A 23,632-nucleotide genomic window follows, 5' to 3' on the forward strand; every position below is an offset into this window, starting at 1 on the left:
TTTTTACTGCCTATTCGCTGAAGCATACAATTCAAACAAATTTAGCTTTACAGCTCAAGCCCGGCATGAACATCCCTTTCATGCCGGGCCTGACTGAAACCAATATCAAAACACCCAGCGCACACCTGCGTTGTAGTTCCAGCCTTGCACGCCGTTACCGTCGATTTCCTTGCGATAGTTGGCTTCGGCATACAGTGAGAGATTATTGTTGAAAGCCGCATTGCCACCAATGCCCGCGTCCCACATCTGGCCGAATTTGCCGCTGTTGAAACTTTCGCTGACGTCGCTGTTGCTGGCCCCGACATTGACTTTCGCCGTGCCGCCCCAGCCGCGATAGTAGTTGGTGCGCAGATACGGCGTGTATTGCCCGCTGCCGCTGTCCTGCCAGGTACGCGCCAGACGTGCGCCGACGCGGCCAATGGTTTGATCGTAATCGTCGTACGAGACTTTGGTTTGATCGTCGTCGGTGAAGTCATCCATCTTAAGATGCAGATGCAGCAGTTGCGCTTGCGGCTCAAGACGAATGCCGTTCGCCAGCTGGAACGGATAGCCGCTCTCCAGCGATGCGGTCCAGCCTTTGCCTTTCAGCTTCGCCACTTCTTTCTGTCGCGCAATATCGGTGTCGCCACGATGCCAGTCGAGTGAAAGCGCGCCATCCAGATAGAAACCACTTTGACGCTGCCAGGTACCGTAAATCGCCAGGCTGTCACTGTCGAAATCGGTTGAGCTGTAGCCATCAGCCGCATTCGGTCGGATACGTGCATTGCCGCGTGTGTAAGCCAGGCCGCCGCGCAAACTGTCTTGCTCGCCGTCCAAGCGCAGCAGATTGCCGCCGAACTGCACCGCGCTGTAATCAAGGTCAAAGTCGTAGCCATAATGCGCTGTATCGAGATTAGTTTTGTACTTCTGATTGGAGCCGGAATAACGGATGAACATTTCCGCTGAAGCGTCGGGATTCTGGCGTAATTCGCCCAAGCGTTGATGCAAATCGCCAATGGTTGCCAGAGTGTAATAAGCCAATCCTACTGGCGCTGAAATATAAGAAGGCAGCTGCGGAATCAGCGCCGGGCGCACTGCGCCGCTGCCTGCTGTTTGCGGCTGACAAAGGGAACCGTCTTCACAAATAAAATTATTCGCCAGACGATAATCCCAACCGCTGTTGCCACTGGCAGGCGCAAAGCTGTAAAGCCCGTATTGCCACGGCCCTGCGGCGACGTAACCACGTTGCAGCGCAAAGCTATTGGCGCTGGCGCTGCCAGCAACCTGCACCAGAGAAACGCCTTCATTGGCGGAGATCACGCCATCACCATTGCTATCCGCTGGCGTGGCAGCACTCAGCGCATCATTGATAAACGTGGTGCCGGTTACGTTGCCGTTAACGCGTAATGTGTCGCTTAGCGCGCCCTGCGTACGCAACGCGAGCTTGCCGCCCGCGGATACCAAATCACCGTTGATGGTCAAGGTGTTGCCCGCAGCACCGTTGGTGAGATCCAACGTACCGGCGTTGTTCACCACCAGCGAATCGTCGGTTTCGCCCGAAAACACTGGATTGACCTGATCGCCAACCAACAGCGTTGAACCGCTATCCACATTGATGGTGCTGTGCGCCAGCTTGAGATTATCGGTGAGAGTAAATTGCGTGTTGTAAAAGTTGATGGTGCTCCAGCCCGCACCGAGATTGACGCCGCGCGCCAGATCATCGCTATTGAAAGAACCCCCGCGCGCATCGATCTGATTAAAGTTCAGCGTGCTGCCGCTGCCGCCTGCGGTCGTAATGTGACGGGTATTTGCCAAACTCACGTTCGACACCGTCGCCACATTATTAGTACCGGTTCCCATCGTTATGCTGCCGTCGATGGTGCCGCCGGTGAGTTCGACCACGTCGGTGCCGTTGCCGGTGTTCACATCGCCCACCACGTTGCCATCGATCAAGGCAATCTGATCATTGGTGGCGCCGCCCGCGACCACCACGGTTTCCGGGAAAGGTGCGGTTACGTTGCCCTCGTTGATGAATATCGAGTTGCCGCCGCGCAAATCAATAATCGGCGACGTCAGGCTTAACGAGACAATGGTGCCGCGGTTAATCACCTCGCTGGCGGTGCTGGTGACAATCGCCGAACCGCCATCGGAACTGTTGACGATGATGTTGCCGTTGGCGATCACCCGCCCAGTAGTGTTGGCGCGCACGCCGGTTGCTGGGCCATAAACAAAGAAGCTGTAACCTTGCGGAATGATCAAATCGTTGCTGGTGGTGGAACCATCTTCGTTGCTGAACACATAACCCGTCGCGCCTGCGCCACTCACCGTGCCTAACATGTAGCCGTTGGGATCAAATGAGGTGGCGGAGCGAATTAACGTGCCGCCATCGGTGTTCATCCCGACATCTTGCAGCGAAATGTTACTGGTTTCGGCGCGATTGTTGAGCACCGTGCCGCCGCCAGAATTGTAGAGTCCAATGTGGCTGGCGGTTAACGACATTGCGCCTTTATCCAGCAAAATGGTGTCTGCGCCCGCATTAGCGTTGATGGTGCTGTAGTAAAAGTTCGGCCCGGCGCTATCGCCATTAATCGTTAGCCCACCATTATTGCCAACACGCACTGCGGCGATGCCACCGGCACTCAATCCGCTGTGATCGGTCCAATAAACGGTATTGCCTTCGGCGGTATCCAGCGCGACGCCCGACGCAATGTTGGTGCTGGAACCATCGAAGATATTGCCGCCGCCGCGAATACGCACGCCGATGCTATTGGGTCCAATGAGATTGATGGTGCCGCGCGGCGTTGACTGATAGATCACGCCGTCACTGATAGCAAAGGCAGTGGCGTTGGCGCCGTTGCCAGTGATTGGCGCAACGTTGGCGAAGAACCCGCCTTGCCCAGTGCCCGCCATCGTATTATTGCCGTTCAGCTCAATCGGGTTGGTGATGGTCACGTCTGCCCCATCCGAGCTCTCAACTGCAATCGCTCCTTCGCCGTTTACGTGATAACTGTCAGTGCCGTACAAGGTGGTGCCGTAAAGCCGTGAACCGGCACCTGACGCGACAATGCCGCGTGTGTTAGCACCGCTCAACGTCACATCGGCAGCCACCACCGGATTGAAGATCACGCCGTCACTCAGCCGATACAGCGCCGAACCCGGCGTGGCGACATCATAACTGCCGCCGTTGCTGTCGATGTGCGCATAGTTGGTGGCTTGATAACCGGTCTGATTCGGCGCGTAGAAGTGCAGCGAACTGGCATCGCTGATGGTTAATCGGGCGTCATCACGCACATCAACGCCAACTGCGTTTTCGCCGTACAGATTGATTCTGCCGTTCTGGACAAAACTCGCCTCGCTGCCGGAAACGGCAACGCCCGTCGCGCCCATGCCTTTGACATTGATGGTGCCGTTATTTTCACCGCTGGCATCCTCGAGTCGGATGCCAGTGCTGTTAATCGCGGTATTGATCACGCCATTGTTGGTGAAGCGGCTGCCACCGCTGGCATACACGCCGGTGCCGCCCGCGCCAACGGTTGAGGCATCAACGCCAGTACCATCCGCATTATTGAAAAAGCCGCTGTTAATGACGCCGTTGTTAGTGCCGCTGCTGCCATTCAACAGTTCCAGCGCGTTGCTGCCAATGCTGGCTAGCTTGCCGTCAATCACCGCCGTTGCGCCGTTGCTGGCACGCATGGCCGCGCTGCTGGCGTTAACCACTTCCAGAATGCCGCTGCTGCCAATGGTTGCCTTGGCATTGGGGCCATCGGCGCTTAACACAATGCGTTCACCAATCGGCTGCGTTACTTCATCGTAGTATTCGTCGGCATCGATGACATAAGCGATGACATCACTGCGCAGGGAGAGCGCTTTATTGAACTCGCTGCTGTAGCTATCGGCGGCCAGATTGCCGTTTTGCAATTGCTCAATCAGCCAATTGTTGTAGCTCTGCAAGCTGCTGACGTTGGAGACGTTGAATGAGGTGGTAGCGTTATCCAGCGTAGTGACGCTAAACGCACCGCGCCAGGAGACCACGTTGTCGAACCATTGCCCCAGTTGATAGGTATATGGCGTGTAGGAGCCAAAAAAGGAGATGCGGTTGGCGGAGTTCCAGTTCATGGTGCCGCTGCCGCTGGCGGTAAACAACTCGCTTTGTTTCGCCGCCATCGACCAACCGTTGGTGCTGGCGGTGGTCGCTGCGCCCTTCTGCCCGATATCAACATTAATGGTGCCATTGCTGACCTGCGCCACACGCGCATTGATATATTGCCCATTATTAACGTTATAAAAATTCGGCAGGGTATTGGTTTCAATGGCGCTAATCGCGGCGGAGTTATACACCTGCACGCTATTATTGCCGCTGCCATTGGCGTCCGGCACGTTAATCACATAATTCTGCGCACCGAGATCAACTCGACCCGAATCTTGCCAGGAATAAGAAATAATTCTGCCGCTGCTGAGCAATTGTCCGATGGAAATAGTGCCACCACCGTCCTGACCGGGCGCAAATCGCTGATTGCCACTTAATGTTTGAGTCGAGCCATTACAAATACAAAATACTCCGGCGCGATTGTCATTTAATTCCGGCGTAAAGGGTTGAAGCGTCGCCGCCCAAACTGGCGAAAGCGGATTAAACACCCCGTAAGCGGTAATCAGGCTAATAAACAGCGGATGCAATCGAAACATCATCGTTCACTCCAGAGAAGCGTGCAACGCTGCCGCGATGCGTAAAGACATCGCCAGCAATGGGTTTGGCTAATATTAATTTGTGTAATTGAACGTAAGGAAATTCTGCGACGCGGCAATAACATCACTTTACGCGCGACAGTTCCAGCGCGACTTAAGCCAAATAGCGATGATTAGATAACTTTAAGAAAAGGCCGGGGAGTGAATGTAATTAACCGTGGAACTGAAATAGCGGGAAGGATGTTGATCGTATTAGCAACCCGATAAAAATAAGAAGCCACCCTTAAGTGGCTTCTTACGCTTTATTAGAATGGTCCCCAGTTAATCGCCACACCGATTAATAAGGTGACGACACAAATGGCAAACCAAATCGCCACTACTGGCGCAACGAATTTAATCCATTTGCCGAAAGAGATATTGGCCGTCGCCAAGGCGGCCATTAATACGCCAGACGTTGGGCTGATGGAGTTTACGATACCTTCACCCAGCAGCACCGTTTGCACAGTGACCTGACGCGTTAAACCGAGGTTATCGCCTAATGGCGAAAAGATCGGGATCAGCAAAGCGGATTCACCGGAGCCGGAAGAAATGCCGAAATGCATCAACGCCGCGCTGATAAACATGCCAACTGCCGCAATCGCCGGATGAACCGGTGCCAGCAAATCTGATAAGAAACCGACGATCGGATCCAGCACGTTGCCTTGTTGCAGCACCACGGAAATCGCCCCGGCCATACCGACAATAAAGCCGCCTTTTACCAGGTTCGAACAGCCGGCCAGGAAGGTATTGGCAATCGCTGAACCCGACATGCGACCGATAATGCCAACCATGATCGACAGAATAATAAACATCGCCGACATTTCATTGGTGGCCCAATGCAATTGCACCGTGCCAATCATAAATATAATCAGCGTTAACGCGCAGGTTATCAAAATCAGTTTATGACGACCGGTAATCGTCAGTGATTGATCAGGCTGCGCGGTTTGTTCCGCACGCAGTTCGCCGTTATTACGTGCACGTTTCACAGAGATAATTAAATAAATCATCACCGTTAACACGAACAGCAAACAGGTAATGCCGCGCAACAACATGCCGGAGAACAGCGGTAACTGCGCCAGATGCTGAGTTAATCCGGTGGTGGCTGGACCTAATACCGCAACGTTAAAACCAGCGGCACAGGTTAAATAGACCAATGCCATACCAATGATCGGCGATAAACCTAACGAGCGCGCCACTAATAATCCGATCGGCACAAACGCCACGACCGAGTTTTGCACCACGCCAGTAGTACCAAGAATGGCGAATATCACACCAAAAATAATGATAATGCGCGTATCGCTAATTTTGGTACTGCGCGACAGTGAATTAAGCGCCGTGGCAATAGCGCCGGTCGATTCGATAACCGCTAATAATCCTCCGGTAAACAGAATCAGGAAAATGATCGGCGCGGCTTTAATGACACCTTGCACAATCGCCATAAAGATTTCGCCGGGATAAACGCCCGAACGCGCGACTTCATGCAAACTTCCCTTGATGGCGAAAGTAATGCCATTGCGGGTTTCATGATCAAACTTGCCCGCCGGAATAATCCAGGTCGCCACCGCCGCCAGCACCAGAATAATAAACAGCAGCAGATAAGGACTTTGCTCGGTTTTCCCTGCTGGCGGTTGGCGCAGAGTATTTTTCTCCACATTAACCTGAGACATGCGCATCACCTCCGAGGATCAGGCCCGCCACCAGCGCCGCGCGTGAGGCAATATCGCCAATGATGATATGTTCATGACGCGCGTGGATGCCCGCGCCGGTTGCGCCCAAACCATCGAGGGTAGGAATGCCCAACGCGGCGGTGAAATTGCCGTCGCTGCCGCCGCCAACCGCTTTGCCTTCCACGGTGAAACCGAGTTGTAAGGCGACCTGCTTAGCGCGCTCCATCAACAACAACGATTCCGGGGTTTGACGCATTGGCGGACGCGATTGTGCGCCGCTGATATCCAGCGTGATGCCGGCCAAATGTGGCGTGATCTGGCTGATTTCAGCGTGAATGCGCTTGGCTTCCGCTTCGCTGGTGACGCGTGTATCAATGCCTAACACCGCTTTATCTGCTACCACATTGATGCGGTTGCCGCCACGCGCGATTCCCACGTTAACGGTAGTGCCGCGCTCTGGCGCATTTAAGCCGTGCAAGAACATGATCTGATGCGCCATTTCCTGGACCGCGCTGATGCCCTCTTCAGGGTTATTCCCGGCATGCGCCGCTAATCCGTTGATAGTTATTTCGTATTGTCCGGTACCTTTGCGCGCCGTTTTCAGTGCGCCCGTTCCCGCTTCAGCAGGCTCAACCACCAGCACTTGCTTCGAACCCAGGGCGTGCTGCGATAACCAGGCGCTGGAGCTTGGGCTGCCAACTTCTTCATCGCTGCCGCAGAGAAACACGATGCGTTTGCCCGCCAGTAAATCGTGCTGTTGCAACGCGCGCACCGCCCAGATGGCTTGCACTAAACCGGCCTTCATATCCAGTACGCCAGGGCCATAAAGCTTGCCCTCTTCTTCGCGCATCACCAACTCGCCTTCATCCCAGACGGTATCGAAATGTCCGAGTACCACGGTTTGCTCGCTTCCCGTTCCCAGCGTGAACTTGAGATGATTGCCGTAATGCGGCTGCTCATCAATCTCCGCTGCCACGCCCAGACGTTTAGCAAACAGCGCTTGTAACACCTCGCCACAACGATCCACGGCGGCTTTGTTTAATGATGGAGATTCCGCTGCAACCAATTCCTTGATATCCAGAAGAATTTCATCGGCATGTTGTTGCAGGTAATTTTTTATAGTTTTCATTTGTACTGCCCTCGCATAGTGAATCTCCGAGTATGGAGATAAAAATGCGCTTAAAAAATGGAGATAAAAGGCTATTATTGTTGACCTCAGATCAACAGATAGGAAAAACCTATGGCGATGCTGCTCTATCCAGAAAAATCCATAAGGTATCTCTATGAGGTGGGCAATTACGGCGGTATTCGTCGCGCGGCGGAAGCCTTAGATGTTGATCCGGCCGCCATCAGCCGTCAGTTATCGCAACTGGCGCGTGAGATGCAGTTGCCGCTGCTGGAGCGTCGTGGCCGTAATGTGGTGCTGACCGAAGCTGGAAAGTTATTGGCTGAAGATTACGCGCACACCCATCAGCGCCGCAGCCAGTTGGATCGCCAGTTAAAAGATTTGCGCCATAAACGCGGCGGCTCGATAAAATTACGCGTTGGTCAGGGCATGGTGGATGAAGTCGTCAGGCATGTGTTGCAGCCGTTTTCGCAAACGTATCCCGACGTATTCATCGATATCCTGTCGGGCGATATGCAAACCACCGTGTCGCTGATTGCCAAAGGTGACGTTGATATGGCGGTAGGATTTGGCCCGATTGGCCCGCCCGGCCTGAAGTGTTTGAGTTTTCATCGCGGACCCATCTGTGCGGTGGTGCACAGCAAACATCCGATCGCGGATTATGCGCAAATCGAGGTGGCCGAACTGGTCGAGTATTCGCTGATTGGCATGGACAAAAATTTTGGCATTCAAAGTTATATGAATGCCATGTTCAGTCAGGAAGGATTTATATTCAGCCCAGCTTACAGCTGTAATCTGTTTTCCAGCGCCATCGCCTTGAGCCAGGCCGGCATGGGCATCGCGTTTATGACCGCCAAAGTGGTTGAAGACGACCTCATCGCCAAGAACTTAGTCGCCGTGCCAATTCAGCATCGCATCGCCCGCGAAAGCCAATGCCACCTGCTGCGCAGCGCCGATCACCGCTTTACGCCCGCCGCGCAGCATTTGTGGCAATTGCTGGTGGCGTTTTTTGAAGGGACGGCGGGCGCGGTTTAATTGCTGCGTATTTGATTACAAATCTAATAATGGCTTGCGGCTCTCTTTTGCGGGTTCCGGTTTGAGTTTCTCAACTGGAATTAGGCACATCATCCCAGCGGTTATTCCTATAAGAGAATTCTCCGGGAATGATTCCCACTGCCCTATTTCGACACTCGCATGAACAAGCTCGCCTTCGGCAAAAGGTTTGGAAAAGAAAGATCGTCCCATCACGGCACGCTGCTTTTTATCACAGTTAATGACATTTATTGCCCGTGAACTAGCAATGTAAATTGGCGGATTATCAATAATCTTCGTCTGCTGCGCATAGTTATTGATTAAATAAAACCGCCGTAAGTGACTATTACCTTGATAAGTTGAAATCACTCGGAAATCGACATAGGAGGTAATTTTGTCATCCTGAAGAATTTTCACAAAACCCGGTGGTGCCTTCTCAGGTGTTTGCGGCTGAGGTTTATTATTCATGGCACAACCAGAGAGCATCAGTAATGCTAATCCTGTCAGCTGTTTCATTTTACTGCCCCATCGGTTAAATCAGGTCGCAATGACTTAAGCATGTCAGGCGTGACATTTCCCTGAATTGAGCAGAGCAATAATGTGCCTTCTTTGCCTTGGCTAAGCATTAGCAGTTTCTCAGTGCTACCTTTTTCTGGCGCAATGCCGGACACTGCTTGGTTATTTTTTTCCCATGCACTGTTTTTATCCGCCTTAATCATCGCTTGAGCAATGTAATCATCGCCAGCCTTATTCCAGCTTAAAGGGTTAAGCACGGACATCACTGCTTCAGGCGATTCTTTGATAATCAATCCCCAGTAATAATATTTACCGTAGTTGATCTCTTTTAAGTCGCTGGTTTGCAGATAATAGCCGGACAGCGTTAAGTTTAACTCTTGCAGAGGCTGAGCGAACCAAACTTTGCCATTTCCTTCTGGCGGTGCTTTGAACCAGGCATGATGTTGCTTATCGAAGGTTAAAGGGGCCACACGGCTGATTGATGTACGCTGATGATAAATTTCACTGAAGAACGACGCGTCGCAGCGCGTTAGACTTTGCGTTAATGTGTTGGCTTGCGCAGATGTTGTTATACCCAGAATCAAACCAAAAGTGCAGATAATATTACGCATTGAATATCCTTATAATAAAAAACATCTTTTTAATCGGCATGCTGAGATGAAACTTTAGTTTTTTTCTCTGACAGAAGTCAATTGATTGATGGGTTAGCCTGCGTTTCATGTCAGGAAGGATATTTCTCTGACAGATATCTTAATAATACGACTACATTTTTCAAATTATGGCCAATCAGAAGATCTTTATTACTCATCTGAACAAGAACATCATAATCTTCCTCTAACTGACCAATATTAAGTTCTGTTGGTAAGGTATAAGGATCATAGATTTTCTCACTAGGAATACTCCAGTAAAAATCAGCATCTACTGTAAAACTATCAACACCTCGACTCCTCAATTCTGAGAAAATTCTAGTTAGTGCTTTTTCAATTACATCCAAATTCACTATCACTGTTTTCTCCCTAATATTTATATGTTAATTATGAGTGGCATGCTTCATAAGTCAAAAACTGAAATGTATTTCAGTCATTCTTGATCGGGATGTTTTTCCTCAAGATTCATATCAATCTAAAAGGAGGTTACATCACTTATTACTGGCCAAAGTTTTTCCACGCTAACGCATGTTTCTTTGACTCAACATGAAGATAATATTCAATCTCTTTCCAAACTAATTCATTTGCATCAGATGCAGTGACTAATGACTCAACAAGTCCCGTAGCAACTGCTATTGCTAGCTCCTCGTTATCAGAAGTCATACCCAATTCAATGTGCTGGAAAATAGATAGTTTCTCATTTTCATTAAAAAAATTTAAATGGTTAACAATTGATTTGCCAACTACTGAAAACAGCAAGATCGGAGCTGGTACCTCTGGCATCCAATACTCTACGCATTTGGTAACGTCATTTTTCAAAAATTCATATTGCCCAGTAACAATACTTATGAACTCAATGGTTTTATTATCCATAGTTACCATTTTCAAAATGATTTAAAGGTCTCAGTTATTTTTTAAAAATTGGGACCACGATTGATATTACTTCCACAATCTCTGTGCTTGTAACAATAAGATAATGATTTAGTTTTTCATCATTATGAATTTCGAAGCTTTGTTCGTTAAACCAACGTAAATAATCAGAGTCATTCAAGGTGTAAATTCCTACTGTTAATTTACCACACAAATCATTTTGCAACTTAAGCAAATCCCCTTCATCCGTCAATCGGAAGGAATAGATCCAATCAAATGATATTTTTACATCATCTGTTCCTCCGTCTTCGCTTGGAGAAAGTTGTATTTCCAGGATTCCTCCGGAATATCCTATAGACACAAGGAACCTATTCTTAAGATCGACGCCTTCCAACGTGACTTGATTCAAGTTTTCACTCATTTTCATACCACGCAGTTGTATTAATTAACACGCTAAGTTATTAGCGTCCTCTTTAATCACCATCGGGTCAACTCCCTGAGTAACTACCACATTCATCTTCTGAATATAATCACGGTCGCCCGTGTTTAACGGTGCGCCAAATGCAAAAGCTGTGAGCATGCCGACGCATAGCGCCAGCGATATCCCTATTTTTGCTATCATAATAAGACTTAAGCGAAATTGATTGTAAGTTTTATGTAAACTCGTTTTTTGCAGAATATCACCTTAACCATTAGAAAGTTCCTGATCGATTATAAAAACATCAAATGATTTGTTATTTGTCTTTCCACCAAAAGATATATTCTCTTAAGGCAAATGATCTGCTGTTTCGCTTTAATTACCCGCAAGGCTGGCAATCAATATATTAGGATTCTGCGCTAAATCGTTAGCAATCAGAATATCAATCCATCCGGTCTGATTCGTCGCGATTATCATTCTATGGCTGCGAGAGAGATTTAATGCTGAGATGTGTTGCTAAAGGGCAGCATTCGCCCTTTAGCAGCTTGGGAAGTTAAACGTGCTGGGCGTTAAGCTGTGTTAGCGAGATCGGATGATCCACGTTTGCTGACTCACTCAGTCGGAAGACGCTGACGCGATCGGCCATAATCGCTGCGTGTTCAGCCATCGACTGCGCTGCAGTGGCAGATTCTTCAACCAACGCGGCGTTTTGCTGCGTGGTGGTATCAATCTGCTCCATCGCAATGTTGATTTGTGCAATGCCGTCGTTTTGTTCGCTGGTGGCTTGGGCAATCTCATTGATCAACTGCTCAATGCTGTTCACATTGGTAACAATATGCGCCATGCCTTTGTGCGCTTTATCCACCAATACATTGCCAGCATTGATGCGCGAAACCGAATCATCAATCAGCGTTTTAATCTCGCGCGCGGCTGACGCGCTACGCTGTGCCAGCGTGCGCACTTCGCCGGCAACAACCGCGAATCCTCGGCCCGATTCACCAGCACGCGCCGCTTCAACGGCGGCATTCAGTGCCAGAATATTGGTCTGAAACGCAATGCCATCAATCACCGAAATGATGTTCGACATCTTAGATGAGGATTCAAAAATCTCGCGCATCGTCGCGGTAACATCGCCCATCACCGCGCCGTTATCTTTGACAATTACCGTGGCTTCCGAAACAAACTGGCGCGCAGATGCCGTGTGATTGGCGGTGTTGCTGATGGTTGCGGTCAATTGCTCCAGCGTAGCAGCCGTCTGTTCCACGCTGGCGGCTTGCTCCTCAGTACGTGATGAAAGTTCCTGATTGCCGAGCGCAATCTCATTCGCCGCAGAGGTGATACTGTCCGAACCGCTGCGCACTTTCATCACGGTATTGCGCAGGCTTTCGGTCATTTCACGCAGTGCCGCCATCAATTGGCCCAACTGATCTTTGGATTCAACCCGGACATCCACGGCTAAATGGCCCGAGGCCACCGCACGCGCAACCTCAACCGCCGAGCGCAGTGGAATAACGATGCTGCGGGTGATGAACAGTGCCATCAGCGCTGCCAGAATTACAGCCGCTAATCCCACGCCATTCAATGTCCAGACAGCTGAACTGCCCGCTTTTTGGATGTTGATACCACTTTCATCAATCGAGCTTTGCTGGTTTTTGACCACCGCTCGCACGGCGTCGGAATAGGCTTTCATGGCGGGGAATAAGCGAGTGCGAATGATGTCACTGGTCTGTTGTGCGGAATCCTGACCCGCGATCTTCAGTACCTCTTTACGGGTTTCATTATAGGCTTCGCGCGCATCGGCGACGGTTTTCATCAGCTGCTCGCCCTGTTTAGATATCACCAGGCTGACCAGTTGTTTCTGCACTACGCTGGCGCGAGCGGAGTTCTTCTTCATCTCCTCAGTAGCATATTGTTTCACCCCAGCATCGCTGGAGGTCATTACCACCAATCCAAGCGCGGCATTGGTATCAATAATCGATAGCCATTCTGTTGAGAGTCGTTCACGCACCAGATAATTACTGGTGATGGTTTGGGTATCGCGCATCATTCCTTGCAGATAGATAATGCCGATGATCACCATCGCAATCATCAGCGCCACCACCACTGAAAACCCGCCACCCAAGCGCGTTCCCACACCTAAATTTCTTATTTTCATCTCATTGCCTCAACTATGTTTTCCCTGAAATAACTGATTATTTTGCAGACACTTATCGCGATAATAATTAGTTAACAAATTGTTCAATGTTGTTATCGGCTTGGGTGGGTAGAAGTTTAAAAAACACCCACCAGCCGATTCAGGGAAAAAGGAGGTCTTCTTGTTGTGAAGCGAGGAACGATGGCGCGCTGATTAACCCATCACCAATCCGCCATCGACATACAGCGTTTGTCCGGTGACAAATTCGCTCCAATCTGAAGCCAGAAACAGCACTGGCCCGCAAATATCTTCCGGGCGCGCAATGCGCCGCAGCGGCGTTTGTGCAGTGATGATATCGCGCACATCCTGTTTGGTGGCTTGGCTGGCATCCGTCGGATAGACCAATCCCGGTGCCACGCAGTTAACGCGAATCCCCAGCGGGCCGAGCTCGGTTGCCAGCGTGCGGCTAAAACCGACCAACGCCGCTTTGGCGGTGATGTAATCGTGATAAGGCACCGATGGTCGCGCCACCAGATCGCTAGTCAGATTAACGATGCTGCCACGCACTCGCGTGCGCATCACCGGCAATGCGGCCTGGCAAACGTTGTAGGCCGCTTGTACCGATCCATCATACTGCGCTTGATAATCCGACCACGGCGTTTCCCAGAAGCGCAGGCGGTTATCGGTATCGAAAACGTAAGGTGCGAATGCATTGTTGATGACTGCATCTAATCGACCGGTAGCGTTTACGATCTGTTCGATCATGGCGCGCACCTGTGATTCGGAGGTGACATCTGCCGCAATAGCCAGTGCATCGCCGCCGAGATGGCGGCAAGCATCCACCACTTTTGCGGCGGCTTCCGCGTTGCGCAGGTAGTTCACCACTACCAATGCGCCTTCTGCCGCGAAAGCTTTGGCAATGGCGGCGCCAATGCCACGGCTGGCGCCGGTGACCAATACGGTTTGGTTTGCGAATTTCATGTCGTTATCCATTTGTGGTGACCTAGGCGTTAATCGCGATACGGCGCAAAGTGATCCGCCGCGGCTTCGGCGGCATGATCGATTTCGGTGAGGGTGACCAAATCCAGCAAACTGAAACGCCCATCATGATGCCAACCGGCTTCTGGCGACGTCATATTGCCAAAAGCGGTGATACGCGTGACACCCGCTTTGCCCAATAGCGCCGAAAGTCGAAACAGCTGTTCTGGAGACGCCGCAATCCCCGCGGTTTGCAAAAAATGGCGCTGTTGCGCCACCAAATCGACGACCTGATCCAGTGAATCAACCGGCACCACTTTTAAGGTTCGGCCTAGCGCGCTGGGTGTCAGCATTTCTGCTTGCGATAGGCAAACCACATGCCAATCGTCTGCCGCATCGCCGTACAGTGTGCGATCATCTGCTAACGCACGGATTTCCTCACCATTGCGCCATGCCGCGATGCTGTTCAACTCTTCAATCGCCAACATACGTCGTGGGTGCTTGCGCGCCAGCGCATGAAGTTCATGGGCGATGTAACCGGCAAATTCATCGGGAGAAATCTGGCCGTCGCGTTCGACAAACACCATCTGCGGTGAATAGCAGCCCGCCTGGTCGTAACGCATCACATCAAACGCCACGCGCTGCGCCAGTTCCGCGCCCTGCCTTGCATTCAGCGCGGATTGAGCGACCATGCCGAAACTGATTTTGTGCCCGTGCGGCAAAAAGCGCGTGGTGATCGGTAATCGCTGCTGAATTGCCGCCAGCGTTTTATTGCCGCCGTAAGCAAGCATCACATCGGCCTGTTTTAGCCAGATTGGCTCACTTTGCGCATCACCGCCCTTCCACCACACCACCGCAATGCACTCGCCAAGTTTGGGATCAATTTCTGCCAACAATTGCGCAAACCAACTCGCCATCAGCGGTTCGTTACCGGGTAGTTTGCCGATGGTTCCCGCCTTCACTAACAAGCCGCAGATCAGGCTCCACAGCGGCAAACCGGGCACGTTGCCGGCCCAGATATGCATTAGAAGCTCCGGGCCAAATGCCCGTGCAAATCCGCCTTTCGGCCGTGGCTGGAAATCATCCAGCATTAACGGATTGGCAAAATCTTCGGCCACAAAACGTTTAAGTTGCGGCTGGCGAAAGGTTTTGAGGTAACCGGTTAAGCCGAGGCGCACCATTTCAGCATCGTAGCCGGTGACAATCGGCAACAGCTTCTCGGCTTTAATGCGCAGCGGATGGCTGCGATCCAGCAATCGCGCTACCGCTTCATCAACTATGGCGATGATTTGTGCCACGCTAAGTTGGCTGAGATACGCGCGCGTGTTAGCACGAATGCGTGCCGCCAACGCGTTGATTTGCGGCTCATTCAACTCTGGCACCGCCACCTCGACCGTTTCGCCACGCTGGCTGAAACTCAAGGTTCGCCATTGCACTTCATCAGCCGAGATGCCCGGTAAATGTCCGGCAATCTCCTTCACGCTTGCACCTGGGTGGCAGCGAGGAACTCTTCCATCGCCAGCGAACATCCTTTGGCATCCGCACCGGTTACGCGTCCCAACAGATGGAAACCACCGGGCACGATCACGCCAGCATCTTCGGTTAATAGCGCCGATACGGAGTTGAAATGTGCGAGATCGTGATGTACCAACACGCCGATTTCACCTTCAGGCACATCATCACCGGTCAGTGGATTGACCACTCGCGTGCGAATCCAGTGCGGGCCTGATTTGACCGGCGGGCTGCTTTCATTGCCATCATCATAAAATTGCGAGCTGAGTTCGGTCATGCCGTACATGTTGATGCAACGTGCACGCGGCACGCCGAGTTGTTGCGTTAATGCCGCGTAAAACTCGTCGCCGCCCACTTCGCGTGACTGGCCTTTAAAACCGCCGGTGTCGAGAATGCGGCTGCCTGGCGGCAGTGTGAAATGTCGCTGCTGGCGCTGCATTTCATCCAGCAATTGCACAAAGCTGTAACTGGCACCCAGCAACGCGTAAGGTTCTGCGCTGGCTTCAGCTTGTTCTAGTGCAGCAAACAAGCGCGTTGTATTGAGTCCGTGTTCATCCACCAGCACTTCACTTTCCGCTGTGCCAAATTCCTGCCTCGCCAGTTCAAGATAGGTTGCTAGCGATGAATTCGGCATCGCTGTGGTATCCGGGAATAAAATGCCCATGCGGATACGATCTGTGCTCGCCATGAAGCGGCGGCGGAAGTTCAGCCTCATCGAACACTGCCACACCTCCAGCGTTGGATGATAGCTGCGACCTTTCACCGTGCCGGTGGTGCCGCTGGTCATGAAAATCGCGGCAACGTCGTCAATCGGATGGCAGCTAAGCGTGAGATCTTTAAAGGCTGAAATAGGCAGCGCAGGAATGTTGCGCCAATGCTTCACGGTAAGCGGCGTGCGTCCGCGCTGCATCGCAAAGCGTCGATAGGGCAAATTATGGGAGAATTGATAGGCGAAGATATCGAGCGCGAGTGAGTTGAAATCGTCTTCGGAGGCGTCGTCGCGCTGCATGAACGTCAGCAGAGCCTGGATAATTGCGGTTTCGGTCATCGTTCGTAGCCACCTTTGCGATTGCGCAGATGCTCTAAGGCAACGCCTTCAGAGCGCGAACTGTCCGCTACAAAGCACAAAGATGGGAAGACGAGCGATCGCCTTGGGTTCCACATCCCTACGCCGGTATTAGCCGGATCAGGTTCAGAGGGTCACTACGTTGCCAGCACATTTTTGCTGACCGGTAGAATCTCAGCCCGCTAACCGGGCACCCCTTGGAACAAGCGGCAGTCTAGGATGGAGCTTGAGCGGGTGTCAAGCGGGCGGCGGGCGAGTTTTGTGCGTAATCTATACTGTTAACTCACCTTAACAACCTTTACAGGCAATGATATGGCAGGCGGTTGGTCAGAAGACGGTGCGGTGCATAAGCAAATTGATGCCACCGTGGATGATGCAGTTGCACGCGCGCGCGAGCATTTAGGTCACGGTGAGAGTGCCGAATATTGCGATGAATGTGGTGAGCCGATTCCAGAAGCGCGACGCGCGGCATTAGCGGGCGTGCGGTATTGCGTGAACTGCCAAAATAAGATTGATAAACAACAAGCCGTAAGCAGCGGTTATAATCGGCGAGGCAGTAAAGATAGCCAGTTACGTTGATTTCCATTGCTAAGTTATTTCCAATTAATATTTCCTCTTTATAAGGTTCCTTCATGCTTTTAATGGACTATTTGCAAACCTTGATCCCTGATTTCAATCCTGAAATGACCAAAATTCATTTGGCTCGGCACAATGGTCATGACGATCCTTTAGATGTTTTCATCGCAGGGGAATTTGATGAATGGCAGAGCTGGCAGTCAAAACGCAACTTTTCACGACGATATGTTGTATCACTGATCCAGGCCAAAAATGCTCAACGATGGCTTTATGCCGGGACATATGCAGTGATTAGCATTGAAGATAAACAACCTAGAGATGAGGCGTGGCAGCAAGATTTCTATCGCTACAAAATGGAAAGAGTGCCCTTAGCAGATGAATTTGCCGGACGCATGTACGTGCAGTCGGTTTATAAAGGTCGTACTTCGTACTTAAATGGTGAAACACTGCAAAATGAGCTCACTGTTAGCGAAATAACGGCGGTTAAACTCACTTTTGGCGATTTTCCGGGCTACAAAAATCTTATTCTCTCACGGGAACAACTTGAACTTATTATCAGGCATGATTTGCCTACCTGGCGAACAGCACTGCAAAATGTCAAAGGCGTTTATCTCATCACAGACACGCTAACCGGCAGGCTTTATGTCGGGAAAGCAAGTGGTTCGGGCGGCTTTTGGAGCCGGTGGAGTTATTATTTCGCCACCGTGCACGGCGGTAATGTGGGTTTGATTGAAGAACTTGGCGAGGCATCACCTGAGCGGCTTAAGGGATTACGCTTCTCGATTCTGGAAGTGATGGATCCCAATGCCACTGAAGAGGAAACGTTGGAACGAGAAAGCCACTGGAAGCAAATCCTGTTAAGTCGCCAAACCGGATATAACCATAACTAGGCTTCATTCCCCGTTATGCGATATTTGGCAGCATTGTGGAATCATCCCTGATTGCAATGCTGCTTTTATACCTTTACTCACCTTATTAGGCTGGTACTAATTCTGTAATATAAGCTTCAATTCATATCCTCAGCCAATTTACGCCGAGTACCAATGCGCAAAAGTGTTCTTCCCGATAGCTCTCCACACCTGTTAAAAACGCCGCTTGGCCGAAGCATGGCGGTTTTCCTGTTTCTGATCAGCCTGTTGGTGGTGGTGATTAATGCATGGTCGCTGTGGAATTCGTGGCAGCAACGACTGACGGAAAAACAGGAAGATGCGCGCAACTTATCGTTGTCACTCGCCAAGCAGGCCGAAGATGCCTTTCTTCAGGTCGATATTACCCTGGCCGATGTGGTGCGACAGCTAAGACAAAATGGCAACGATTACGCTGCGACGCCGCTTTTCTTGCATCAAATCAAAGATCAGCAGAGTAAATTGCCGCAGCTTCACGGGTTGTTTGTCTACGATACCGCAGGGCATTGGGTGGCGTCGTCGGGCAATTTTACCCCTACCAGCGCCAGTAACGCAGATCGCGATTATTTCATTTGGCATCAAACCCATACCAATACCGATATTCATCTCAGCCATGTGATTCGTAGCCGTTCAACCGGCGATTTGGTGATCCCGGTTTCCGTGCGGCTCAACGATAGCGCCGGTCATTTTGCTGGCGTGGCGCTCGCTACCGTTAAAGTGGATTACTTCCGCCAGTATTACAGCTATTTCACCTTGGGTCAGAAGGATGCGTTGGGCTTAATCCTTGCCGATGCCACTGCACTCTATGTACGCCCGTTCCCCGATACCTTTATTGGCCGAACGCTGTCGGCCAGCCCGCTGTTTAAAACCGAACTGAAAGCGGCATCCAGCGGCAGCGCAACCTGGCGCTCGGCGTTTGATGGGGTTGAGCGCGTATTTGGTTATACCCGCCTGGAGCGTTATCCGTTAATCGTCACCGCAGGTTATGACCGCAACAGCATTCGCCGCGCCTGGTTGGCCGATAACCTGGTTAATGTACTGCTGAACGTGGCGTTGCTGCTTACCATCACCGGCATGGGCGTTTTCGTGCTGCGCCAGGTGGGGACCAACGTGCGCAACCAGATTGAGCTGACCCACGTGCGCGATGAGCTCACCACCATTAATCATACCTTGCAGTCATTAGCCTTGGTTGATGGCTTAACCGGTTTAGCGAACCGCCGCCAGTTTGATGCGTTGCTAGAGCAAGCGCTGTTACGTTCGGAAAAAACCGGCGAACCACTTTCATTGGTGATGATTGATATCGACTTTTTCAAACGCTACAACGATACCTATGGCCACGTGGCGGGCGATGAATGTTTGCAGGATGTCGGGCAAGCGTTAAAAGAGAGCGTGAAATATCACGGCGACGTGGTCGCGCGTTATGGCGGTGAAGAGTTTGCCATCATCCTGCCCTGCACCCGTATTTTTGAAGCAATGAATGTCGCGGAACGCGCGGTGAATAACGTGCAGGCATCCGGTATTGCGCATGCCACCACTGATATTATCGACGGCGTTGTCACCATCAGTGCCGGATACAGTACGTTGATCTCGTCAGGCAAAACGGGCGAAGCGGAACAGTTGAAGCAGGAAGCGGATAAAGCGTTATATCAAGCCAAGCGCAACGGGCGTAACCGCGCAGTGGCGTGGAAGGAAGTGGGTTGAGTTTCATATCAATGATTAGCACGCAGATGCATCGCAACGTGTCGATAAAATCAGATTTTATAAACATGATGGCGTGACATGTTTATGCCATCGACACGTTATGGTGATATGTCGATAAAATCGCGTTTTATAAACATGTTCTTTAACCGCATGACTTTTTCGACTATGGCACGTTTAATTCAATGATCCCACATTCCGTAGCGGCGCGATTCATCGCGTTCCGTTGATTTTGCAAGGTCAACACAACGCAATAAATTGCGCCGCTACGGTTCGTGCGTTCGGTTATTTTCGGCTTCATCTCAAAACTGACCGCTTACGATATCAATACCCCGCGTTTGAAAAGATGCATTCTGATCACCGCCAGCAAGATCCCTCCGACAATCAATAACGTGCCGATCACTTTGCTGTGATCCAACGATTCATGCAAGATCGCCACGCCCATCAGCAGCGCCAGTGCCGGGCTGAGCAGTGACCACGGCAAGATTTGGCTGGCGGGATAGCGTTTCAGCAAGCCATACCACAACGAATAGGCAAAAATCGACGAGCCAAAGGCGCTGTAGATTACTCCAAGCCAGCCGCGCCAACCGGCCTGCATCAGCAGTGCGAATTGATGTTGCTCGGTGAGTAACGAACTGATGCCCACCAGCGGAATGGCGAACAGCGACAGCCAGCCGGTCATCGCTAATGGCGCAATCGGCGGTAAACGTTTGATAAATACTGTGCTGCACGCCCAGCCGCAGGCGCTGATCAGCAGCCACATCATGCCTTGCCAATGCGCTAACGCCGGACTGCCGGCCAAAATAATCACGCCGATAAACGCCACGCAAACACCGGCGATTTGCCGATAGCTCAACCGCTCTTTGAGCCAAAACGCGGCTAACAACATGGCAATCGGCGTGCCCATCTGGATAAATACCGCCGTGGTGCCGGCATCGGCGGTTTGCATGCCAATCACCATCAAGCCGAAATGCACAAAGCCGAAGGTGAAGGCTAGCAGCATCATGCCCGGCAACTGGCGACGCGTGAGACGATGGAACGGCAACAGAATTGCCGCCACCAACGCAAAGCGCAGCGTTAGCATAAACAGCGGCGGCAACTCCATCAGACCAAACTTCATGGCGATCACGTTAAATGCCCAGCCGTTGACCACCAGCAGCAGGATCAACACATCGCGCAGCGACAGCGCTTTCACGCACGCAACCGCGTCGGCGTTTGCAGATGATAATCATGCTCAAGCTGGAATTGACGCGCCAGCGCCAGCAGTTGTCGCTCAGCACCATCGCGACCAATCAGTTGCATACCAATCGGCATGCCGTCGCGATCAAAACCCGCCGGTTGGCTGATTGCCGGTAACGCCGACAAACTCGCCAACGCGTTATAACGCATATTGCCGGTTAACACGCTCTCTTCACGGTCGCCCATCTGAATCGCTTCCAAACCTTTGTGCGGCGCAGTAAACGGCAGCGTCGGCACCAAAATGACATCCACCTGATTGAGATGGTGCAGCAGTTGCATGCGCAAACCGGTGCGGAAACGCTGCGCTTGCAGGTATTCCACCGCCGTAATGCTCAAACCCGCTTGCAGCAACTTGCGCACATCTGCGCCATATTCCTGCGGACGCTCCGCCAGCCACGCGGCATGCAACGACGCCGGTTCAGCAAGGTTGATGAGCACCAGCGCATTCACCGCCTGGTCGAGTCCGGTGAAACTCAGCGTTTGGCAACGCGCGCCCGCCGCGCGGTACCACTGCACCATTTGGTCATAGGCGGTGGCGACATCCGGCTGCACTTGTTGATGCACATCTGGCAGCAAACCGATGCGCAAACCCGTCAGTTCCGGCAAGGCGCTGAGTAGGCCGGATTGACCATCCAGCGCGTTAAACAGCACTTCACACTCTTCGGCATAGCGCGCCAGCGGGCCAACGGTATCGAGGCTGGTCGCCAGCGGGAAAATGCCTTCGGTGGAAAGCCGACCCACGCCGGGACGCAATCCAGTGATGCCGTTCATTGAAGCCGGTAAACGAATCGAGCCGCCGGTATCGGTGCCCAACGTTGCTAAAGCGCTGCGCACCGACGCCGCCACGCCGGAACCGCCGCTGGAACCGGCTGGAATGCGCGTGTCATCCCACGGATTGCTGCTGGCACCAAAATGCGGATTATTGGTGGTGCCGCCCCAGGCAAACTCATGCATGTTGGTGCTGCCAATGATCAGCGCACCGGCTTGTTTCAGACGCTGCACGACAACCGCATCGCGGCTGGCGATATTGCCACGCAGAATTTCACTGCCCGCGTGCATCTCTTCACCGGCCAAATCAATGTTGGCTTTGATGGCGATCGGCATGCCGTGCAGTGGGCCGAGATCGTAGCCTTGCTCGAGCATGCGCTGGCTGGCTTTAGCGATTTGGCGTACCTGCGAGAGATAAACTTCGTTGAACGCGTTGAGATCGTGAGTGGCTTCTTCACGCGCCAGGCAGGCTTCCACCAGTTCCGGCACGCTGGTTTGCCGCGTCCGCAATTGCTGCGCCAGCGTCAGCATCGAATGATCGATTAATTCACTCATGCGGCAACTCCAGCGGCGGTTGCAGCGCGGAAACCCACGCGTTGGCCGCTAATAAGGTTGGCGGGAAATGTTCGGCGGCGAAGGCGCAAACACCCGCCGCGCGCGCGTCACAATCGCTGAGCAGATGCTGCAATTCAGCGGCATCGGCCACACAGTGGCGCTGAATCAGCGCCAGACGTAGTGCAATAATGTCCATTGCGGCTCCTTACTTGTCGCCCATCGCATCAACCGCGGCTTTCGCTTTGGTGGCCAGCTCGACGTTGACGTTGTTCTGATAAGAGGTGGCTTCTGACGGATAGGCTTTGATGTTTTTGGCATACAGCGCGATGTTCATGTTGTTGTCCCACGCTTTCTGCGACACCAGCACGTTCTCTGGATAACCTTTGGCATCGATCTCGCGTTGTACCGCTTTTTTCACCACATCTTCAGGCAGCGCCGGGAAGTATTTGCGCGCAATTTGCACCGATTCATCCTGATGCTTATAGATGAAGCGCGAAGCCTGCTCGAATGCGGTCACTACCGCCTGCGCCGCTTGCGGGTTTTTGTCGATATATTGCTGCGTGGTGGTCAGGCTGGAGAAGGCGAACGGGTACCAGGATTGCGCCGCCGAGAACGAATACACCACGTGCAACCCGTTCTGCTGTTCAGCCATCGTCACCTGCGGTTCTGCCGCCAGTGCGTAATCGGCGCGACCCGCGGAAACCGCCGGGATTTCGTTGCCAATCGCCACATGCACCAACTTCACGTCTTTCAGGTTGTTCTGTTTGATCAAATAGCTCATGAACGCCCACGTGGTGTCCGGCTGCGGGCTGGTCACCACGCGTTTACCGGAAAGCAGTGCCAGATTGTCCTGCAATGAGGCCGCTTCTTTGCCGAACACGAAGATGGTTGGCGCATTTTGTACGCCGGCCACCACCACACCTTTGCCGCCGTTTTCACGGGTTTTTGGCACGAACACCGGATCCTGAATCGAGAAATCCGCCGAGCCGCCAATCACCGCCGCCCAGGATTGCGCCCCGCCGCCGCCGGTGCTGATTTTCACATCAACGCCCTGCTGTTTGAAAAAGCCCTGCTCCTGCGCCACATACAGCGGCAAATAAAGCAGCGACTGGAAAGCCTGGTTAATGCGTACCGGCGTGTCGGCAGCCAGCGCCGAATTTACGCATACCAATGAAGCCAAAGAAACTGCGGCAGAGATCGTAGCGAAGCGAAATGTTTTCATGA

Annotated in this window: 20 protein-coding genes and 1 riboswitch; of the genes, 4 read left to right on the top strand and 16 right to left on the bottom strand. The window is 52.0% G+C overall.

The window, feature by feature from the left end:
- Positions 1-105 precede the first annotated feature (105 nt).
- The 3 genes from ABDW13_RS01385 to ABDW13_RS01395 all read right to left on the bottom strand — a co-directional run bounded on the left by ABDW13_RS01385 (position 106) and on the right by ABDW13_RS01395 (position 7,497).
- Positions 106-4,665: an autotransporter outer membrane beta-barrel domain-containing protein gene (locus ABDW13_RS01385; RefSeq protein WP_343550586.1), complete on the bottom strand. Its 4,560-nt coding sequence runs from the start codon at positions 4,663-4,665 to the stop codon at positions 106-108.
- A 302-nt stretch (positions 4,666-4,967) separates the two neighbouring features.
- Positions 4,968-6,368, bottom strand: coding sequence for a Na+/H+ antiporter NhaC family protein (locus ABDW13_RS01390; RefSeq protein WP_343550587.1), 1,401 nt, complete (start codon positions 6,366-6,368; stop codon positions 4,968-4,970).
- Positions 6,355-7,497, bottom strand: coding sequence for a M20 family metallopeptidase (locus ABDW13_RS01395; RefSeq protein ID WP_343550588.1), 1,143 nt, complete (start codon positions 7,495-7,497; stop codon positions 6,355-6,357). Before ABDW13_RS01395 ends, ABDW13_RS01390 begins: the two co-directional genes overlap by 14 nt.
- 111 nt (positions 7,498-7,608) lie before the next feature.
- On the opposite strand from ABDW13_RS01395, the gene ABDW13_RS01400 reads away from it, so the two are divergent.
- Complete coding sequence (locus ABDW13_RS01400; RefSeq protein ID WP_343550589.1) at positions 7,609-8,529, top strand: LysR family transcriptional regulator; 921 nt, start codon at positions 7,609-7,611, stop codon at positions 8,527-8,529.
- A gap of 15 nt (positions 8,530-8,544) precedes the next feature.
- Here ABDW13_RS01400 and ABDW13_RS01405 read toward each other — a convergent pair whose 3' ends face one another.
- The 9 genes from ABDW13_RS01405 to ABDW13_RS01445 all read right to left on the bottom strand — a co-directional run bounded on the left by ABDW13_RS01405 (position 8,545) and on the right by ABDW13_RS01445 (position 16,649).
- The gene (locus ABDW13_RS01405; RefSeq protein WP_343550590.1) at positions 8,545-9,042 is read right to left on the bottom strand and encodes a surface-adhesin E family protein; all 498 of its coding nucleotides are present in this window, start codon (positions 9,040-9,042) and stop codon (positions 8,545-8,547) included.
- Positions 9,039-9,653 carry a hypothetical protein gene (locus ABDW13_RS01410; RefSeq protein WP_343550591.1) on the bottom strand — a complete coding sequence of 205 codons (615 nt, stop codon included), beginning with the start codon at positions 9,651-9,653 and terminating at the stop codon, positions 9,039-9,041. The genes ABDW13_RS01405 and ABDW13_RS01410 overlap by 4 nt, the downstream gene beginning before the upstream one ends.
- Positions 9,654-9,763: 110 nt before the next feature.
- Positions 9,764-10,048, bottom strand: a complete 285-nt coding sequence (locus tag ABDW13_RS01415; protein WP_343550593.1) for a hypothetical protein — start codon at positions 10,046-10,048, stop codon at positions 9,764-9,766.
- A 139-nt stretch (positions 10,049-10,187) separates the two neighbouring features.
- A complete protein-coding gene (locus tag ABDW13_RS01420; protein WP_343550594.1) occupies positions 10,188-10,562 on the bottom strand; it encodes a hypothetical protein in 375 nt (124 codons plus the stop codon).
- Between the two features lie 34 nt (positions 10,563-10,596).
- Positions 10,597-10,980, bottom strand: coding sequence for a hypothetical protein (locus ABDW13_RS01425; RefSeq protein WP_343550595.1), 384 nt, complete (start codon positions 10,978-10,980; stop codon positions 10,597-10,599).
- A gap of 550 nt (positions 10,981-11,530) precedes the next feature.
- A complete protein-coding gene (locus tag ABDW13_RS01430; protein ID WP_343550596.1) occupies positions 11,531-13,132 on the bottom strand; it encodes a methyl-accepting chemotaxis protein in 1,602 nt (533 codons plus the stop codon).
- Between the two features lie 192 nt (positions 13,133-13,324).
- On the bottom strand, positions 13,325-14,092 hold the full coding sequence (locus ABDW13_RS01435; RefSeq protein WP_343550597.1) for a 3-oxoacyl-ACP reductase: 768 nt from the start codon (positions 14,090-14,092) through the stop codon (positions 13,325-13,327).
- A gap of 29 nt (positions 14,093-14,121) precedes the next feature.
- Positions 14,122-15,570, bottom strand: a complete 1,449-nt coding sequence (locus ABDW13_RS01440; protein WP_343550598.1) for an acyl-CoA reductase — start codon at positions 15,568-15,570, stop codon at positions 14,122-14,124.
- Positions 15,567-16,649: a long-chain fatty acid--CoA ligase gene (locus ABDW13_RS01445; RefSeq protein WP_343550600.1), complete on the bottom strand. Its 1,083-nt coding sequence runs from the start codon at positions 16,647-16,649 to the stop codon at positions 15,567-15,569. The genes ABDW13_RS01440 and ABDW13_RS01445 overlap by 4 nt, the downstream gene beginning before the upstream one ends.
- Positions 16,650-16,747: 98 nt before the next feature.
- Positions 16,748-16,875, bottom strand: a riboswitch (TPP riboswitch).
- Positions 16,876-16,979: 104 nt separating this feature from the next.
- On the opposite strand from ABDW13_RS01445, the gene ABDW13_RS01450 reads away from it, so the two are divergent.
- The 3 genes from ABDW13_RS01450 (at position 16,980) to ABDW13_RS01460 (ending at position 19,849) form a co-directional block, all read left to right on the top strand.
- Positions 16,980-17,246, top strand: coding sequence for a DksA/TraR family C4-type zinc finger protein (locus tag ABDW13_RS01450; RefSeq protein ID WP_343550602.1), 267 nt, complete (start codon positions 16,980-16,982; stop codon positions 17,244-17,246).
- Positions 17,247-17,299: 53 nt separating this feature from the next.
- Positions 17,300-18,133 (top strand): GIY-YIG nuclease family protein, encoded by an 834-nt coding sequence (locus ABDW13_RS01455; protein WP_343550603.1) that lies wholly within the window; start codon positions 17,300-17,302, stop codon positions 18,131-18,133.
- Positions 18,134-18,286: 153 nt separating this feature from the next.
- Complete coding sequence (locus ABDW13_RS01460; protein ID WP_343550605.1) at positions 18,287-19,849, top strand: diguanylate cyclase; 1,563 nt, start codon at positions 18,287-18,289, stop codon at positions 19,847-19,849.
- Between the two features lie 313 nt (positions 19,850-20,162).
- On the opposite strand, the gene ABDW13_RS01465 is transcribed toward ABDW13_RS01460, so the two are convergent.
- The 4 genes from ABDW13_RS01465 to ABDW13_RS01480 are packed head-to-tail and all read right to left on the bottom strand — an operon-like array spanning position 20,163 to position 23,630.
- Positions 20,163-21,032: an EamA family transporter gene (locus tag ABDW13_RS01465; RefSeq protein WP_343550659.1), complete on the bottom strand. Its 870-nt coding sequence runs from the start codon at positions 21,030-21,032 to the stop codon at positions 20,163-20,165.
- Positions 21,033-21,037: 5 nt separating this feature from the next.
- A complete protein-coding gene (locus ABDW13_RS01470; protein ID WP_343550606.1) occupies positions 21,038-22,408 on the bottom strand; it encodes an amidase in 1,371 nt (456 codons plus the stop codon).
- Positions 22,401-22,604 (bottom strand): hypothetical protein, encoded by a 204-nt coding sequence (locus tag ABDW13_RS01475; protein ID WP_343550608.1) that lies wholly within the window; start codon positions 22,602-22,604, stop codon positions 22,401-22,403. The genes ABDW13_RS01470 and ABDW13_RS01475 overlap by 8 nt, the downstream gene beginning before the upstream one ends.
- Before the next feature lie 9 nt (positions 22,605-22,613).
- Entirely contained in the window at positions 22,614-23,630 is a 1,017-nt protein-coding gene (locus tag ABDW13_RS01480) for an ABC transporter substrate-binding protein (RefSeq protein ID WP_343550610.1), read from the bottom strand.
- Between the last annotated feature and the right edge of the window lie 2 nt (positions 23,631-23,632).

The organism is Pantoea sp. (assembly GCF_039594315.1).
Taxonomy (GTDB): domain Bacteria; phylum Pseudomonadota; class Gammaproteobacteria; order Enterobacterales; family Enterobacteriaceae; genus Pantoea.

Coding starts and splice junctions, on each gene's coding strand:
- ABDW13_RS01385 (WP_343550586.1), bottom strand. CDS start 4,665: ATGATGTTTCGATTGCATCCGCTGTTTATTAGCCTGATTACCGCTTAC.
- ABDW13_RS01390 (WP_343550587.1), bottom strand. CDS start 6,368: ATGTCTCAGGTTAATGTGGAGAAAAATACTCTGCGCCAACCGCCAGCA.
- ABDW13_RS01395 (WP_343550588.1), bottom strand. CDS start 7,497: ATGAAAACTATAAAAAATTACCTGCAACAACATGCCGATGAAATTCTT.
- ABDW13_RS01400 (WP_343550589.1), top strand. CDS start 7,609: ATGGCGATGCTGCTCTATCCAGAAAAATCCATAAGGTATCTCTATGAG.
- ABDW13_RS01405 (WP_343550590.1), bottom strand. CDS start 9,042: ATGAAACAGCTGACAGGATTAGCATTACTGATGCTCTCTGGTTGTGCC.
- ABDW13_RS01410 (WP_343550591.1), bottom strand. CDS start 9,653: ATGCGTAATATTATCTGCACTTTTGGTTTGATTCTGGGTATAACAACA.
- ABDW13_RS01420 (WP_343550594.1), bottom strand. CDS start 10,562: ATGGATAATAAAACCATTGAGTTCATAAGTATTGTTACTGGGCAATAT.
- ABDW13_RS01425 (WP_343550595.1), bottom strand. CDS start 10,980: ATGAGTGAAAACTTGAATCAAGTCACGTTGGAAGGCGTCGATCTTAAG.
- ABDW13_RS01430 (WP_343550596.1), bottom strand. CDS start 13,132: ATGAAAATAAGAAATTTAGGTGTGGGAACGCGCTTGGGTGGCGGGTTT.
- ABDW13_RS01435 (WP_343550597.1), bottom strand. CDS start 14,092: ATGAAATTCGCAAACCAAACCGTATTGGTCACCGGCGCCAGCCGTGGC.
- ABDW13_RS01445 (WP_343550600.1), bottom strand. CDS start 16,649: ATGACCGAAACCGCAATTATCCAGGCTCTGCTGACGTTCATGCAGCGC.
- ABDW13_RS01450 (WP_343550602.1), top strand. CDS start 16,980: ATGGCAGGCGGTTGGTCAGAAGACGGTGCGGTGCATAAGCAAATTGAT.
- ABDW13_RS01455 (WP_343550603.1), top strand. CDS start 17,300: ATGCTTTTAATGGACTATTTGCAAACCTTGATCCCTGATTTCAATCCT.
- ABDW13_RS01460 (WP_343550605.1), top strand. CDS start 18,287: ATGCGCAAAAGTGTTCTTCCCGATAGCTCTCCACACCTGTTAAAAACG.
- ABDW13_RS01470 (WP_343550606.1), bottom strand. CDS start 22,408: ATGAGTGAATTAATCGATCATTCGATGCTGACGCTGGCGCAGCAATTG.
- ABDW13_RS01475 (WP_343550608.1), bottom strand. CDS start 22,604: ATGGACATTATTGCACTACGTCTGGCGCTGATTCAGCGCCACTGTGTG.
- ABDW13_RS01480 (WP_343550610.1), bottom strand. CDS start 23,630: ATGAAAACATTTCGCTTCGCTACGATCTCTGCCGCAGTTTCTTTGGCT.